Here is a 16,013-nt window from a genome sequence, read left to right on the forward strand (position 1 = left end):
TCTGCTAATGAAGGCTCTTAAGTTGACGCCATTGCGTGAACGGTTACAGGTTCTCCTCTCTGGTTTATTATACTGAAAGTTCCGAACAACTGGTTGAGCTTTTAGGCTCGTATATAAGGGTGGAAAATGCAGTATACACATTATTTATGGAGGGATTATGAATTTATCAAATATTATTACTGGCATTGATATTAGCAAAAATAAACTAGATATCCATATTCATCCACTTGGACATCATAAAGTATTTGAAAATAACGTTCAAGCTATTGATCAAATAATCGACTTTTTGCGTTTACATAACGTAACCAAAGTTGGACTTGAAGCAACTGGTGGGTACGAAAAATTATGTGCTTATACTTTATTAAGCCATGGTTTTGAAGTATATGTCATTCAACCAAGATGGGTGAGAGATTATGCAAAAAGCCTTGGTATTGCTACTAAAACTGATAAAATAGACTGTAGCATCATCTCACGTTATGTTAGTAATACAGACATGCGTGTCACTCCTTTAAAAGTTAGTAGTATTGACTGTTTGAAGCAAAAATTATCTCGCAGGAATCAACTAGTAGAAATAGCAAAAATACAAAAAACCCAAGCTCATCAAGTAACCGATTTATCTATAATCAAACAAATGGAAGAGCTACTTGCAGTTTTACAAAATCAAATTCAAGTCTTAGAAGATGAGGTAATGGAATTAGTCGATAAAAATCAAGAGCTTAAAAAAAAGTACATGTCAATAACTAGTATACCTGGTGTAGGTGCAATAACAGCTATTACTTTTATTTGTTATCTACCCGAGCTTGGAACTCTCCAACATAAAGAAATATCCAGCCTTTCCGGAGTTGCACCTTTTAATCGAGATAGTGGTTTTAGTAAGGGAAAAAGGTGTATTCAGGGTGGTAGATCACAAATTAGAAAGGTTTTACATATGTGCATTCTTAGTGCGCAAAGGTACAATTCTTATATAAAAATCTTCTTTGATAGGCTATACAATCAATATAAAAAACCATATAAAGTTACCTCTACTGCTGCAATGAGAAAATTACTTATCCTTGCTAACTCTTTAGTAAGAGACGGTAGACTGTTTACTGAGGAGTATAGCCCTAAAACTGCTTCTATATAGCAATAGCATAGCTGTGAATAAGTACGCCCACACAAATTTTAAGTACTTATTCACAGCTACATCAATTTTTCTATTGACTTTTAACACAACTGCTACAATGTCCTCTTTGCAACCTGTACTCAGTTACAATTGGCTTAATTTCTGGCAACTCTGCCTTCTGATGAATAATTTCATCTTCTAAAGTAATCTTACCTCCACACATACAAATTGTATCAATTGTGCATCTCACTACCTCGTCTGCAGCCATTAATTCACGCTTATGCACCTTATGTCCTGGCTGACCTCCTGGTTTTTTATCACTTTTCTTTTTTGCTTTCTTACGATATATATCTCGTGATGGTGGCAGCGATGAGAATTTTGCGAATTTAAGCCCAATTTGTCTTCTAATTCAACTATTTTTGCTTTCAAGCTATCATTTTCTCTGATCAGTGCTTTTATTTCTTCCTTGAGATTAGCGTTTTCTGCTACAACCTTTTCTTGCAGCACTGTTGTCATTTACCCATTCCATATTTAGCTTCCTATCTCTTTACACTTTTATACTTACTTTGTAAACCACCTTATCTCCGTGAACGGTTACATATGGAGGAAGATATAAAATTTCTGCACCAACTCCTTTAGCAAATCTTATTAGACTTATGAAAAGTAGCATTATCAAGGATAACAGTTTGTCCAGGTTCCAAAATCGGTGTCAGAAACTGCTCAAACCATTTATTAAAGATATCCATATTGCAGTGGCCTTCAAAGGTTAACGGAGCAATTATTTTTCTTCCACTTAAGGCTGCAACCATGCTAATTCGTTGAGTTTTCTTCCCAGATTTTAGGGCATAAAACCGCTGTCCTTTCTGGCAATACCCATAGGTTCAGTGTTATCAATGCCAGACTCATCTATATACACTAATTCTTTAGGTTCTTTTGTTGCTATAACCTTTGAAAATTGAGCTCGCTTTTCTTCATTTCTTTCTTTATATCCGTAGGTCTTTTTTTTCTTGTGAATCCTATATTTTTAAGTGCTCGATGAATTGTTTGTCTACTAATATTGCCCCAGCATCTCTGACTGAGTTTTGCCACCTTGCTCATTTGCAAATTCGGCAAATGCATTCCAGTCGGTAATTTTATGCCACGCTTCCAGGCTTTTTTGACTGAAAATCTCCCATTTTCTCACGTCTTTTCTTCCACTCATATAAAGTTGTTTTTCCGATCTTAAATCTCTTGGCAACAGTTTCTCCACTCTCTCCTTCATCCAATGCTTCCAGGCTTTGTTGCATAGCTAGTGTTGGTTGAGGTTATTGTAAGGAGAAAAGCTTATGGTTACTAACGCATTTTGTTGTAAAATAGGCATTTTTCAAACAAGTATAACTTATGCCACAAAAAATGAGAGTAAGTAACCAAAGAGAATATAATGAGTTTCTAAAAAAAAGAGGAAATGTTTTTCATTTTGTTAATCAAGCCATAGAAAATTGGTATGAAAATAGTCCAAAAGTTGCAGGTGGCAATAACACTTATAGTGATAAAGTTGTAATTTTAATACACATAATAGTTCATCTTTTTAGAATTGGCTTGAGACAAGCTGTAGGTTTTGTAAAAGGTTATATGGTACAAATAGGCAAAAAACTTAAGATTATCAGCTATACACAAGCTTCCAGAAGATTTAAAAAGCTTAATTTGAAGATTGATGACCATAGAAGCAATAAAGATGATCTGGAAAATGTTGAAATTGCCGTAGATAGCACTAGAGTTAGTATCTACAATAATAACGGTGGGCATAGTAAGCTTAATATTCAAAAAAGAAAATACAGTGGTTATGGTCAAGTAAGAAAATTACATGTTATTTTAAACATAAATGATAAGAAAGCAATAAGCATGAACTACACTAGTGGTGTTGCTGTAGACTATTTGCCGGTCTGCGATATGTTAGAAGAAGTCAGTGATAAATATAACATTTGTTCTATTCGAGCAGATGCGGCTTATGATATAAAAAGTGTGTATAAAGAATGCAGAAAATACAATATTGTGCCTATTATTCGCCCTAGGAAGGATACTAAAATTTGTTTAGCTGACTACTTATCAGAAAGAAACAAGTATATTAGTAGAATTAGGTCATATGAGAATTATGAAGATGGTATTAATGAATGGAAGAAAAAAGTTAAGTATGGAGCACGGTCTTATATTGAAGTCTTTTTCTATAGGTTGAAGCAAATATTTGGGTTTGGCTTGAAAAATAAATCAGAGGTAAATCGTGAAAAAGAGCTGTTAATTAAGTGCTACTTACTGAACAAATTTACTGATATTGGTATGGCTAAATTTAAATTAGCTGCGTAAGTTCATTGTGATTTACATGCCTATCAGTGCTATGCAACAAAGCCATGCTTCCATTACCTTTTTTCTTAAGTCATAACTATATGCTACTGGCATCCTTACCTTCCACTACTATCAATCCATATCTTACTCTTTTTGGACTATTATGAGAAGGGCTATAAAAATAGAAGATCAGCAGCAACAAATACTTATAAAATAATAACTCTATGGTTAATGTGCGAGATTTAATTAAAAAATGTTGTCATTCGAGTAGCTGACACTGGGCTCCAATGTCAATTACTCGGATAACAAAAAAACACAGGCTTCACATGCATCTGCAGTACTGTATTAGTCTACTATCTTCATTCCCACAACATTATACCCTGAATCAACATGTAAAATTTCTCCAGTTGTACCACTACTCAGGTCGCTTAATAAGTATAGTGCTGCCTTGCCAACATCTTCTATTGTAACATTGCGTCTAAGTGGAGAATTACTTCTATTCCATTCCGATATGGAGTGAAAGTCACTTATTCCAGAAGATGCCAAAGTTCTGATTGGACCAGCAGAAATTGCATTTACTCTGATGTTCTGTGGTCCGAGATCACATGCTATATATTTTACACTTGCTTCAAGTGCTGCTTTACATAAACCCATCACATTATAATTTGGCATAACTTTTTCAGCACCATAGTAGGATAAAGTAAGTAAACTACCGCCATTTAACATCATTTTTTCCGCTCTTTGCGCTAAAGCAGTAAAAGAATAGCACGATATATGCATTGCATTAATAAAGTTGTTTAGTGAAGTATTGACATATTTACCATTTAGCTCATTTTTATCGGAGAATGCTATTGCATGTACCAAAAAATCAATAGCACCCCACTTCTCCTTTATTTCCTTAAAAGCATTATCTATAGTTTCCTCATTTGAAACATTACAGTGCAATATTAACTCTACATTTAATTCACTTGCTATTGGTAATAATTTCTCTTTTATTGTTTCATTTTGATAAGTGATTGCAAGCTCAGCTCCATGTTCTGAGAGGGTCTGTGCTATACCATATGCTATTGACCTTTTATTTATTATTCCGGTTATTAACCCTTTTTTGCCCTGCAATATCATAGAATTATTTGCCTTTTTTATAATTTGAAATATTAACTAGGCAAAGTCAATTATGTTTTAACTGTAGCTAACGTATAAAAAAGGTTCTGTCGCATCTATAAACCATAGGAAAGAAGATCATTAAAGGTGGGATTATAGGAGTTATGAAGCCATTAACATAGCAAAATTCTCAAAAGTAGAAACATTATTTTAATAATTTGTCTTTTTTGAATCATACGAATATTTTCGGTTCTGTCGCATTTGTAGGGAAGTAGAAAGAAGAATGATATAATTGTCTAAAAAAAAGCAAAGATGTTTCGTATCAATCAAAAATTGTTGCCATATTTCAAAGGATTTAGCTTTTCAGCGGATGTTATCTGTATACATGAAATGTCGATTCTCTTTGAGCTATCGAAATTTGGAAGAAATGATGAGTATAAGGGGAGCAAAATGCTACGTTACAAAGGTGGGTTATCACCACTGATAGATGAGGCAGTAAGGAAAAGAAAGAAGCAGGTTGGTAGTAGTTGGAGAGACTTACATTAAATTAAACGGTAAATGGGTTTATTTATATACTGTAGACTTCCTCTTGTGTGTTAGTAGAGACAAGTCTGCAGCACTTGCATTCTTTCGTAAAGCCTTCAGGAGTAACTATCTTCCTGAGAAAATTGTAATTGATAAAAGCGGCAGTAATACTGCTGCTCTTGATGATTTGAATGCAGAAATTTCTGAAGATTACAGTCCTTCAAATAAAATATCTAAATAATATTGTTGATAGATTTATCAAAAAACTAATAAAGCCAATGCTTGGGTTTAAAAGCTTCCATTCCGCAAAGATTACCATCACAGGCATAGAAAATATTCGTATGATTCAAAAAAGACAAATTATTAAATAATGTTTCTACTTTTGAGAATTTTGCTATGTTAATGGCTTCATAACTCCTATAATCCCACCTTTAATGATCTTCTTTCCTGTGGTTTATAGATGCGACAGAACCGTTGGTAAATATGAAAGCGCTTTAAACGTTTTTTATGTGAAAGCCAATGTCAGCTACTCAAATGATACCATTTGTTATAAACTCACTTTTACTCTATGGTCTTGTCGATATCCTGAACAGATACAATATTTTTTATTTATAAAATGAAGTAACTACTTATCGTAAAGTTGATCTATAGATATAATACTACCATTTGATGACTTTTCAGCACATTTCTCACTTTCATATTCTTTATCAGAATCAACGCTAAATACTAAAGTATCTCCTGAAATTTTATCATGAAACTCACTAATAGCAAAAAACGGTACAGTGACTTGTTCTTGTTTTCCACGAAAGCTCAAACTGACGCTAAACTTATCTTCAAGAACTTTTAGACCAAAAAATTGATGCTGTAATATAATAAGCATTTGAGTAGGGTATGATTCTTTCAAGTAGTCTGGTATGACAACACCATTAAAGCGCGTAAAAAACAGTATCTCTAAGTGAGGAGTAAAAACATTATCTAATATAGTATTCAAAGCCTTTTTGATAACTTGAAATTTAGCATAACTAAGCGACTTCTGATAATCTGTTTTATCCATATAACCCTTACATGTTTGGGGGAACTTCTGTTACCCGGCGTTCCCTAAACCGTGCTTATAGCAATGAAGTTATAGTGCCTAAATTAAGCAGCTAATGCAACATTGTCTTCAGCAGCAAAGTTATCGTTTGCATCTAAATTGTGAACTCTTAGCGGTGGTATCTAACCGAGCAAAGCTACCATCTTTACTATGCATGTCGATCCTTACTCGCCCCCGTATCAATCAAAAAATATGGTGGAGGCGCCGAGTACTGCCCTCGGGTCCAATACACCTATTACAAGGTAATTTTATTGCCATAGTACAAAAAATGCACATCTTTATTATACAGTAGTATTGAATAAATGTCAAGTTGTTGAACGTAAAATCGGTTGTAAGCTAAAAAATTAATATAAAAATTACTTCGCCTATTTATCTAATCTTAGTATAATCAAAGTAGAGATATTTTTAGAGCTCAAAATCTATCTTCGTCTGCAGACTTTTTTATCAAATAATCAAACTCAGTAAAGAATGTAGAGTATCTTCTTCAGCGCAAATGGGTGCACACATATGCTTAATCTCTGTCGTATGTGCGTTACATTTTTTCTGTTCTTTATTAATAAATATGGGGGATTCTATGCCTAATTCTTAACAAAAAACTACTCAAATGCTTTTGTAGCTATTGAATTTCTGAGTTCAAGAAAGCAAGAGACAGTATGAGAAATGGCACAAGCCGAAAAAAAGATAAGTTGTGGAACAAAAAATGCAGACAACTGTGGAAAATTACCCACTGGAATCCAGACTTTGATTGTCAAATAAAAAATTCACATCTTAAAAGGATCATATACATTAATTTCCTTAATTTTCACTTTTTCATTTAATAATCTTAAGATGGGCTGTAAATCATCGTCGATTGATAAGCACAGTACTTCTCTATCAAGATAATTGGCTAAATGATTCTTCTTCTCAAGAATTTCTGTTTCTTCCAATAAGTCACATTTATTTAACACTACAATTTCCTCTTTTTCAACAAGATCGCTATTGTAAAGCTTCAGTTCATTATGCGTACAATTATAAGCTGAAATAATGTCATCGTGAGTTACATCAATTAAATGCAGTAAAATTTTGCACCTTTCTATGTGCTTTAAAAATTTGTGTCCGAGCCCAACTCCAAGATGAGCATCAGCGATTATTCCAGGAATATCTGCTATTACAATTTCGCTATAATCCACTTTTGCTACACCTAAATGTGGTCTTATAGTAGTAAATTCATAATCGCCTACTTTCGTATCAGAATTCGAGCAGCGGGTTAAAAATTTAGATTTACCTACATTTGTCATACCAATAATGCCAACATCAGATAAAACTTTTAGCTTCAATATTATATTTCTTTCTTCACCGGGCTGACCATGGGTAAAATGTCTTGGTGCCCTATTAGTAGCAGATTTAAAGTTAGTATTTCCAAGCCCACCTTTTCCACCTTTCACTACTTGAAATTCCATGTCAGGTTTATCAAGATCTACTATTATTTCCTCACTTTCTTCATCGATTATTTGTGTACCAACTGGAACTTTAAGTATAATATCTTTTCCTGCTGTGCCAGATTTATCTCTACTTGTACCACTTTTTCCACTACTCGCTTTAATATGTCTTCGACAACGAAAATTAAGCAAAGTGTTGAGATTTGCATCACTGATGAAAATTATGTCTCCTCCCCTGCCCCCATTACCACCGTTTGGGCCACCAAATTCAACGAATTTTTCTCGACGAAAACTAGCGCAGCCATCGCCACCATCACCTGCTTTTAAATATAATTTAACTTCATCTATGAAATCCATGCCAACCCACGATAATATTTAGCATTTTCTCCTAATGAACTTTCTATTCTCATTAATTCATTATACTTTGCAAGCCTATCAGAACGCGACAGCGAGCCAGTCTTGATTTGTCCACAATTCGATGCAACCGCTATGTGGGATATCGTTGTATCTTCTGTTTCACCTGAGCGATGCGAAATAATAGCCCTATAGCCATTTGATTTTGCCATTTCAATAGCAGCAAAAGTTTCCGTAAGCGTTCCTATTTGATTTGGTTTAATTAGTACAGAATTTGCCATTTTTTCCTCTATTCCCTTACTTATTAGTTCACAATTTGTAACAAATAAATCATCCCCGACTAATTGAATTTTACTTCCCAATTTTGCAGTAAGTAATTTCCAACCTTCATAGTCGTCTTCATTCATTGCATCTTCTATAGAAATTATTGGATATTTGCCTACAAGGTCAAAATAATACTGAACCAATTCCTCTGAAGTGAGTTCTCTGTTTTCAAATTTGTAAACTCTATTTTCATAAAAAGTAGATGAAGCAACATCAAGACCCAGTGCAAAGTGATTTTTCATCGAATAACCAGCAGATTCAACAGCCTGAATTATCAAATTAAGAGCTTCTTCAGTGCTTCCAATGTTTGGTGCAAAACCACCTTCATCTCCTACGTTTGTGCTATAACCTTTTTTCTTAAGAATGCTGCGCAAGTTATGAAATACCTCTGCAGATATTCTGATTGCTTCACTGAAAGTTTCAGCACCAACCGGAAGAATCATAAATTCTTGAAAATCGAGTTTATTATCTGCATGTACTCCACCATTAATGACGTTAATTAGCGGAACTGGCATCTGCTCTTCCCCTACTCCCAAATACTTATATAACGGCATTTTAAAGCTGTTTGCTGCTGCTTTTGCAACAGCAAGAGACACACCCAAAGTTGCATTTGCTCCAAGTTTAGATTTATTTTTTGTTCCATCTAGTTCAATTAAAACTTTATCAATTGCACTCTGGTTTGCTGCATCCATGCCAATGATTTTATTTGCTATCACTCCACTCACAGATTGAACAGCTTTCAGCACTCCTTTACCACAATACCTTTTTTCATCTTGATCTCTCAGCTCCAATGCTTCTAGTTTACCGGTCGAAGCCCCAGAAGGGACAGCGGCTCTACCTGTTGCTCCATCACATAGTTCTATTTCTACCTCAATTGTTGGGTAACCCCTGCTATCTAAAATTTCTCTTGCAAATACACTGCTGATCGTCTTTTTCATCATGCTAAACCTCCACTAGATTCACAATTGTGTTCACGTTCGGGAAATGTCACCCCAGCGCTGTAACATTTCAGTGTACGAACATTGCAACCTACAGATAAACAGATAATTTGAGTAGCAGATGGTGTCATTCCAGTGCTTGACACTGGAATCCAGTTTTTATTATACAGCCACTTATTTAAAGTTAAGTCTTCTGGATCCCAGTGTCTGGGCACTGGGATGACACCATTCTTAATGGAAGCTATCCCCATATCGCAATGTCTGTACAGTTGTTTGCCTAGACACTGGGATCCAGTTTTACTACACAATTTTATCATATAAATCACCAATGCTTAAGTTTATTTTACTAGCAGCAGCTTTGCAGTTTCTTTCGCTAGTTTAGCTATATTACTACCAGCACCAATAAATAATACTACATCTCCTGAACTTGTCGAATTACTAATAAAATGTGAAATGAGTAAAGCATCATTCATAATCTTCACATCATTAAACCCATTACTGATCAAGGCTTTTTGTATATCATCAATTCCACAGCCAGGAATAGGCTTATCTTCTGGAGGATGGACAGGAGTGAGAATTACATAATCAAACATCATGAAAATTCGTACGAACTCATCAAAAAAATTACGAATACGAGCAAAACGAAGCGGCTCGATAATTCCTATTACCTTTCTTTTAGCAATCGAACGTGCTGCTGCCAGGGTTGCCTGTATTTCATTTGGGTGGTGAGCATAATCCTCAATTAACTTAACACCTTTAATATCGGCAATTAAAGAAAATCTCCTTGCTACTCCTTTAAATTCCAAAAGACCTTTTTTAATCTCTTCATCACTAATTCCAAGTTTCACTGCAGCTGATATTGCAGCCAGGGCGTTGCTAACTTTATGCATTCCTATTGCATTTGATAGCACTACATTCTTTATAATTCTTGTACAAGGTTGAATATCTTCTTTTTGTCCTTCGAGAGAGAGTTCTTTTAATCGAAACACCATATGTACATTATCATCATCAATTTCAATACGCTGAACTAACTTTCTAATTATATTAAATTTAGTCTCCCAATCTACCTCTGATAAATCACACTTTTCCTTCGTTATATGCCCTCTTAACATCTTCACTTCTTCCCATACTACCCCTTCTAGTATATCTGCGCGTATTGATTTGCTGTTACATTCACCAAAACGTTTTCCAGGACAACGATAGTAACTTCTTCCTCCCTTAGCATTACTCATTCCATAATAAACGGATTTGCAACACTGACATATCACTAACCCTTGTAATAAGTATTTTCTTCCACTTTGTTGCATTTTTTCTATTTGTAGCTTTTCTTTTTCCACACTGTATCTCTACGACTTATATATATTTTGCCTATAGTAAAATACGCACATAATGAGCCAAATCAAGGAAAGTGCAAACCAAGTAATTGCGTATTCAAGATGCTTTATTGGCTGTATAGTCAATTTGCCACCAAAATTATCTTGCCACAATATACATTTCTCTAGCTTAATACCTAGTTCATTGGAGATCTCTTCTGTACTTAGGGTAAACCATGTATTTGAAGCAATATCATTTTTGATAAACCAATTTTTGCTACCATCACAATACAAAACGCCATCAGCAGCTACTTTTTCAATTTTTGCTTTTTCTTCTTTTTTTTCTCTGACTATTCCTTTATTTATTAACATGTAATGTCCATTGATAAGCAACATAGGAGACAGCACATGATAGCCACGTTGACCTGCGAAAACATATAGTTCTATATCACTTAAAATTCCGCCGATTTTAACGTTTCTGTAGTTAAACTTTGAAAGATTATCACTAGGCAGTAGATGAATAACTGGAAGATCCATATTTTTGATAATATTATTCTTCCAGCTCAATCTAAATAACTGCCATAACCCGAGTGAAAAAAGAAGTAAAAAAGGTATAATGAAAATAAATACTGTTTTTCTTAACACTCTATATTTGTGTTCTCAAGTAATTTTCAATACCCATAAGCTCAATAAGGTCAATCTGTTCTTTGATCCAATGTAAGTGCTCTTCCTCATTTTTCAGTAGTCCTTCTAATAACATTACACTCACGAAATCCTTTTCTTTTTCAGCAACGGAAATTGCCTCTTTGATGCCCTTGATACCTTCTTCTTCTAAGTTAGAATTATCTTCTAAGATTTTCTGCATTGTATCTTTTGTGAACTTTCCTTCATACTTTGAGATTTTATTTGTATCTTGAAAATTTGGCATGCCCTCAAGCAGTAAAATTCTTTCTGCCAGCCTATTTGCATGCTCAAGTTCTTCATTAAGCTCCTTTCTCATCTTTTCTGCAAGTTTATTGATTCCGCTATTTTTAAGAATCGCAGAATGCAAAAGATACTGGCGTACAGAAGTCAGCTCATTTGTAAGTAATTTATTTAAATGTTCTACTATTTCTTTATTCATAACCTTTCTTTAGCTAATATACCAATGTAATCTACATAACAATCAAGGCAACATCAATTCATTTTTCTCACAACAATCGTATCAAATAGCACATCATGAAATGCCTGTTTCCTCTGAGAGAAGCAAGCAACTAAATACCAACTGAAGGTAAGCATCACTATAATCACTTCTAGTGTACTTAAAGCATTTACTGATGTTTGAAAAAGTTTGATAAAGGTGATAATTGAATTATTTAGCATAGGAAGAAAAAACTGAGAGATAGTGCGATCAAATGCTAAGCTCAAACCTATTTTAGAACTATCTAAAGTGATAGTATATATATTCATTAACTGTTGACCAGGAGTTGCTTGAGCTGTTGAAGATATAAAATATGTAAAGTAGCCACAATTTATACACATGTATGACAGGTGTAAAATTAATGGAAAATCCCCTAATGACAACACAATTAGTAAGGTTGGAATTAATAAAATTGCTACATCTATTAAATATGCGCAAAAGCGCCTGTGTACACTAGCGATCTCTGTCATTACCACCTATCTTTCAAATACTTTACTATGAATTCTGTAAGTTTATTAAAATGTTGAAAATATAACAAATCTTCATAACCTCTTATTGATTGTCCGTATACAATAGGTAAGCAATTTGCATTTTGTGCACATAGAATGTCTGTGATGCTGTCACCAACAAAAAACACATTTTCTCTATTTACAGGTAGCGTACTCTCCTCTAGTGCAAATAGCAGTGGAGTTGCAGATGGCTTATCTTCTGCAGTATCACATGATCCAACTATTCTTTCAAAGTAAGAATCTAGTTTAAAGTAGGCAACTTCTTGACGTAAATTAGTATTTTTCTTATTGCTAACTATCGCTAGGTAAATATTGTGGCTTTTCAGTGTCTGCAGCATTTTCTCTACTCCTTCATTCAGAGTAATATTTTGTAACAATGCATTATCTAGGTATTTTTGATATATCTGATTCGCTTTTTTCCACTGATCACCAAACAAATTGACCATGTAGCTCTTTCTTGATTCATGAGAATTTCTATCAACAACTTTACTGCCAGATCCCATCAAATCTAAAGTATGCTTAATGGCATTAGAAATATTATCTTGAGTATCAACTAAGGTATTATCCCAATCGAATACTACCGCTAATCGGCTATTTTTCATTTTTATATTGTGACGTATTTTAAACTAATAAGTAAATAATATTTTGATGATAAAGCTTCTATGTTAATCATTTTTACATAGTAACCTAATACACTGGTTATATTATATGGTTCTGTCGCATCTATAAACCATAGGAAAGAAGATCATTAAAGGTGGGATTATAGGAGTTATGAAGCCATTAACATAGCAAAATTCTCAAAAGTAGAAACATTATTTAATAATTTGTCTTTTTTGAATCATACGAATATTTTCTATGCCTGTGATGGTAATCTTTGCGGAATGGAAGCTTTTAAACCCAAGCATTGGCTTTATTAGTTTTTTGATAAATCTATCAACAATATTATTTAGATATTTTATTTGAAGGACTGTAATCTTCAGAAATTTCTGCATTCAAATCATCAAGAGCAGCAGTATTACTGCCGCTTTTATCAATTACAATTTTCTCAGGAAGATAGTTACTCCTGAAGGCTTTACGAAAGAATGCAAGTGCTGCAGACTTGTCTCTACTAACACACAAGAGGAAGTCTACAGTATATAAATAAACCCATTTACCGTTTAATTTAATGTAAGTCTCTCCAACTACTACCAACCTGCTTCTTTCTTTTCCTTACTGCCTCATCTATCAGTGGTGATAATCCACCTTTGTAACGTAGCATTTTGCTTCCCTTATACTCATCATTTCTTCCAAATTTCGATAGCTCAAAGAGAATCGACATTTCATGTATACAGATAACATCCGCTGAAAAGCTAAATCCTTTGAAATATGGCAACAATTTTTGATTGATACGAAACATCTTTGCTTTTTTTTTAGACAATTATATCATTCTTCTTTCTACTTCCCTACAAATGCGACAGAACCCTAAAAAAGAAGTAATACATATAATCGGTATAGGTGGAATTGGAATGAGCGCAATTGCTGAAATTCTTCATAATTCCAGTTATAAAATTCAAGGCAGTGATACGCGATCAAACGACAATATAGATAGGTTACAAAAATTAGGTATAGAGGTCTATATTGGTCACGATGCAAGTAGTATTAGACAAGCTCAAATAGTTGTACATTCTTCCGCAATAAAACCTGATAATGTGGAGCTAGTTGCAGCAAGAAATAACAATAAAACCGTTTTGCATAGGTCAGACATGCTGGTTAAAATTATGAAAGGTAAATATGTGATAGCAGTTTCAGGTTCAAGTGGCAAGACGACGACGACAGCTATGATTGCTTCCATTTTTGATCATTCTGGTGCTGACGCCACTGTAATTGTTGGAGGAATATTAAATTCCTATCAGAGTAATGCAAAACTTGGCAAAAGTGACATTTTCTTAATTGAGGCTGATGAGTCTGATGGAACTATGTTAAAAATTCCTGCAGATATTGCTGTTGTAACAAGTATTAATGACGACCATATAGACCATTACGGTACATTTAACGACATCAAAAATGCGTTTTCTAGATTTGTAAACAACGCGAATTTTGCTATTTTGCCTGATTCTGCAGACATCAATCATGATGCGAGTAATTCTATAAAGTTTTGGTTTGGAAATGGTAAAATTAGAGCTAGCAACATCAAACAACACAATAATAGCATAGAATTTGACGTGCTGATTAGTATAAACGAAAGTAATCGTATTCCATTGTCCACTACTCGAGTAGTTGAGAGGGGTGGAATAAAAGCAGCCCTTTCTTCATCACCTCAATGCTTGAAACTGGATTCTCGTTTCAATGTTAAACAAGATACTATAGAATTTAAGAGGACAATCCCTAGAAAATCTCTACATTCAAAAAAAGTAAATCGTACTAATGCTATTTGAACAAGCTAGCGTAAAAGTAAGCTAAATTTTTTAAGGTACAAAAATAGCAAGAAACAGTTGTTTGAAAAAAATTGGAATTTGATTGGATTGCTGAAAATTGGCTCTCAAACTTTAGACGCATGAGCAAGATAATACTCTTTAACTAATATAGATTAGGTGATTTGGAAGAGATACATCTAGAGCAGCCAGCAAAGTTACAATACATATTACCGCAATAACTAGAAATGAGAAGGATCTATATGGTGATTATAGATTTTCTCCAGATCTTGAAAACAATAAATAGGCAGTAAAAATAAGTTCTAGCGCTACTGCAGATAGAACAAGAAGAGATATATTGATTGCCTGACCGTTGTAAACGTAGCTTGTTAAGCTGATAAAAATAGCCATAACAAAAGCTCTAATGAACGAGAGTGCAGAAGAAGCCGTACCTTTAATTTCAGGAAAAACGTTTATTGATGCGTAAAAATCACTGGCTGGCATATTGCACAACCGATAGAAAAAATAATCATAGATAGTGTTACTAAGTAGGAAGAATGGGGCATGATTAAACTGAGTATTACAAGCAATAGAGACCCAATAGCACCCACGCTTGTACCAGAAATTACACACCATATTGCTCCAAGTTTCTTTAAGATCTTACTGGAAAACAGGCTAATAAGTGAGAAGGACCCAACTATTGCACCTTGATGTAGTGCATAAATAGTGCTAGATAAACCAAAAGTCTTCATATACAGAAAAGGTCCACAAGTGATGAATGACATATAAGCGGCAGAAAAGAGACTCGGTACCAAAGACAACGTAACAAATCTCGGACTAGATAGTAGTTTTCTGTAATCTTTCATCATTTTTTTCAAACTGAAAATATCGCGGTCCTTTTTTGTTTCTGGTAACAGAAAAAGCAGCAAAACCCAAGAGATTAAACAAAGTATTGCAACAGTTGCATAATTACCACGCCACCCTACAATTTCATTGATGAAACTGCCTAACACTGGCGCAATTGCCATGACAACTGTTAGAACAGAATTCATGATTCCAATAAATTTTATTGCTTTGTCACCCTGATAACTGTCTGCAACGATTGCAAACACAACTACAGATGTGCTTGCACCAATACCTTGAATAAAACGAGAAATTAAAAGGGAAAAAACCGACGGTGCAAAAACACAACCAACAGCACCGATGAGTAGCAAAGTGTTACCTATGATCATAATCCTTCTTCTGCCATAACATTCAGACAATGGACCAAAAAATAACCCTCCTATGCAAAAGCCTAGGAAATTATAAGCAATAGTTAATTGAATTGTTCCTTCTGATACGTTAAAATAGCGCACCATATCAGGAAAACTAGGTACGGAAATGTCAATCTCAATGAACTTGGCAATTAGAGACAGGATTAACAGAAATGGTAGTAACATTTGAGATT

Annotated in this window: 13 protein-coding genes, 1 other RNA gene and 7 pseudogenes; 4 read left to right on the top strand and 17 right to left on the bottom strand. The window is 34.2% G+C overall.

The features are described 5' to 3' along the window. Positions 1-157 precede the first annotated feature (157 nt). Positions 158-1,123 carry an IS110 family RNA-guided transposase gene (locus tag OPR58_RS07775; protein ID WP_264336652.1) on the top strand — a complete coding sequence of 322 codons (966 nt, stop codon included), beginning with the start codon at positions 158-160 and terminating at the stop codon, positions 1,121-1,123. A gap of 70 nt (positions 1,124-1,193) precedes the next feature. Here the strand turns inward: OPR58_RS07775 and OPR58_RS11315 are convergent, their stop codons facing one another. From OPR58_RS11315 to OPR58_RS07790, 3 genes and pseudogenes are all read right to left on the bottom strand, one after another. Continuing rightward, on the bottom strand, positions 1,194-1,370 hold the full coding sequence (locus OPR58_RS11315) for an IS66 family transposase zinc-finger binding domain-containing protein (RefSeq protein WP_406846499.1): 177 nt from the start codon (positions 1,368-1,370) through the stop codon (positions 1,194-1,196). Next, entirely contained in the window at positions 1,370-1,618 is a 249-nt protein-coding gene (locus OPR58_RS07785) for a DUF6444 domain-containing protein (RefSeq protein ID WP_265022268.1), read from the bottom strand. Before OPR58_RS07785 ends, OPR58_RS11315 begins: the two co-directional genes overlap by 1 nt. 82 nt (positions 1,619-1,700) lie before the next feature. After that, positions 1,701-2,388 (bottom strand): annotated as a pseudogene (locus OPR58_RS07790) (IS630 family transposase); the annotation flags it as partial. A gap of 94 nt (positions 2,389-2,482) precedes the next feature. Here OPR58_RS07790 and OPR58_RS07795 point away from each other — a divergent pair. Continuing rightward, a complete protein-coding gene (locus OPR58_RS07795) occupies positions 2,483-3,442 on the top strand; it encodes an IS5 family transposase (protein WP_265022394.1) in 960 nt (319 codons plus the stop codon). Positions 3,443-3,766: 324 nt separating this feature from the next. Here OPR58_RS07795 and OPR58_RS07800 read toward each other — a convergent pair whose 3' ends face one another. Then, on the bottom strand, positions 3,767-4,543 hold the full coding sequence (locus tag OPR58_RS07800; protein ID WP_010406361.1) for an enoyl-ACP reductase FabI: 777 nt from the start codon (positions 4,541-4,543) through the stop codon (positions 3,767-3,769). Positions 4,544-4,834: 291 nt separating this feature from the next. Between OPR58_RS07800 and OPR58_RS07805 the strand changes: the two are divergent. After that, positions 4,835-5,461: pseudogene (locus OPR58_RS07805) on the top strand (IS6 family transposase). 211 nt (positions 5,462-5,672) lie between these two features. Here OPR58_RS07805 and OPR58_RS07810 read toward each other — a convergent pair. The 12 genes and pseudogenes from OPR58_RS07810 to OPR58_RS07860 form a co-directional block, all read right to left on the bottom strand. Beyond that, the gene (locus OPR58_RS07810) at positions 5,673-6,101 is read right to left on the bottom strand and encodes a ClpXP protease specificity-enhancing factor SspB (protein WP_010406729.1); all 429 of its coding nucleotides are present in this window, start codon (positions 6,099-6,101) and stop codon (positions 5,673-5,675) included. A gap of 16 nt (positions 6,102-6,117) precedes the next feature. Continuing rightward, positions 6,118-6,453, bottom strand: a transfer-messenger RNA (tmRNA) gene (gene ssrA / locus OPR58_RS07815). A gap of 448 nt (positions 6,454-6,901) precedes the next feature. Beyond that, positions 6,902-7,915, bottom strand: a complete 1,014-nt coding sequence (cgtA, locus tag OPR58_RS07820; protein WP_265022395.1) for an Obg family GTPase CgtA — start codon at positions 7,913-7,915, stop codon at positions 6,902-6,904. Continuing rightward, positions 7,903-9,177, bottom strand: coding sequence for a phosphopyruvate hydratase (gene eno / locus OPR58_RS07825; protein ID WP_265022396.1), 1,275 nt, complete (start codon positions 9,175-9,177; stop codon positions 7,903-7,905). Before eno ends, cgtA begins: the two co-directional genes overlap by 13 nt. Positions 9,178-9,243: 66 nt before the next feature. Next, positions 9,244-9,392 (bottom strand): annotated as a pseudogene (locus OPR58_RS11415) (WPE palindromic element domain-containing protein); the annotation flags it as partial. Positions 9,393-9,512: 120 nt separating this feature from the next. Continuing rightward, positions 9,513-10,097, bottom strand: a pseudogene (locus tag OPR58_RS11180) (glutamate ligase domain-containing protein); the annotation flags it as partial. A 249-nt stretch (positions 10,098-10,346) separates the two neighbouring features. Further along, positions 10,347-10,481: pseudogene (locus OPR58_RS11185) on the bottom strand (recombinase zinc ribbon domain-containing protein); the annotation flags it as partial. Between the two features lie 39 nt (positions 10,482-10,520). Beyond that, positions 10,521-11,132, bottom strand: a complete 612-nt coding sequence (locus OPR58_RS07840; RefSeq protein WP_265022397.1) for an SURF1 family protein — start codon at positions 11,130-11,132, stop codon at positions 10,521-10,523. Between the two features lies 1 nt (position 11,133). Beyond that, positions 11,134-11,610, bottom strand: a complete 477-nt coding sequence (gene bfr / locus OPR58_RS07845) for a bacterioferritin (RefSeq protein WP_265022398.1) — start codon at positions 11,608-11,610, stop codon at positions 11,134-11,136. Between the two features lie 53 nt (positions 11,611-11,663). Further along, the gene (locus OPR58_RS07850; RefSeq protein ID WP_064085312.1) at positions 11,664-12,137 is read right to left on the bottom strand and encodes an RDD family protein; all 474 of its coding nucleotides are present in this window, start codon (positions 12,135-12,137) and stop codon (positions 11,664-11,666) included. Next, a complete protein-coding gene (locus OPR58_RS07855) occupies positions 12,137-12,778 on the bottom strand; it encodes an HAD family hydrolase (RefSeq protein ID WP_010401658.1) in 642 nt (213 codons plus the stop codon). Before OPR58_RS07855 ends, OPR58_RS07850 begins: the two co-directional genes overlap by 1 nt. Before the next feature lie 167 nt (positions 12,779-12,945). Next, positions 12,946-13,572 (bottom strand): annotated as a pseudogene (locus OPR58_RS07860) (IS6 family transposase). Positions 13,573-13,624: 52 nt separating this feature from the next. On the opposite strand from OPR58_RS07860, the pseudogene OPR58_RS07865 reads away from it, so the two are divergent. Next, a pseudogene (locus OPR58_RS07865) lies at positions 13,625-14,473 on the top strand (Mur ligase domain-containing protein); the annotation flags it as partial. 566 nt (positions 14,474-15,039) lie between these two features. On the opposite strand, the gene OPR58_RS07870 reads toward OPR58_RS07865, so the two are convergent. After that, positions 15,040-16,005, bottom strand: a complete 966-nt coding sequence (locus tag OPR58_RS07870; RefSeq protein ID WP_320109909.1) for an MFS transporter — start codon at positions 16,003-16,005, stop codon at positions 15,040-15,042. Positions 16,006-16,013 lie beyond the last annotated feature (8 nt).

The sequence above is a fragment of the Wolbachia endosymbiont (group B) of Ischnura elegans genome (assembly GCF_947251585.1).
Classification (GTDB): Bacteria; Pseudomonadota; Alphaproteobacteria; order Rickettsiales; family Anaplasmataceae; genus Wolbachia.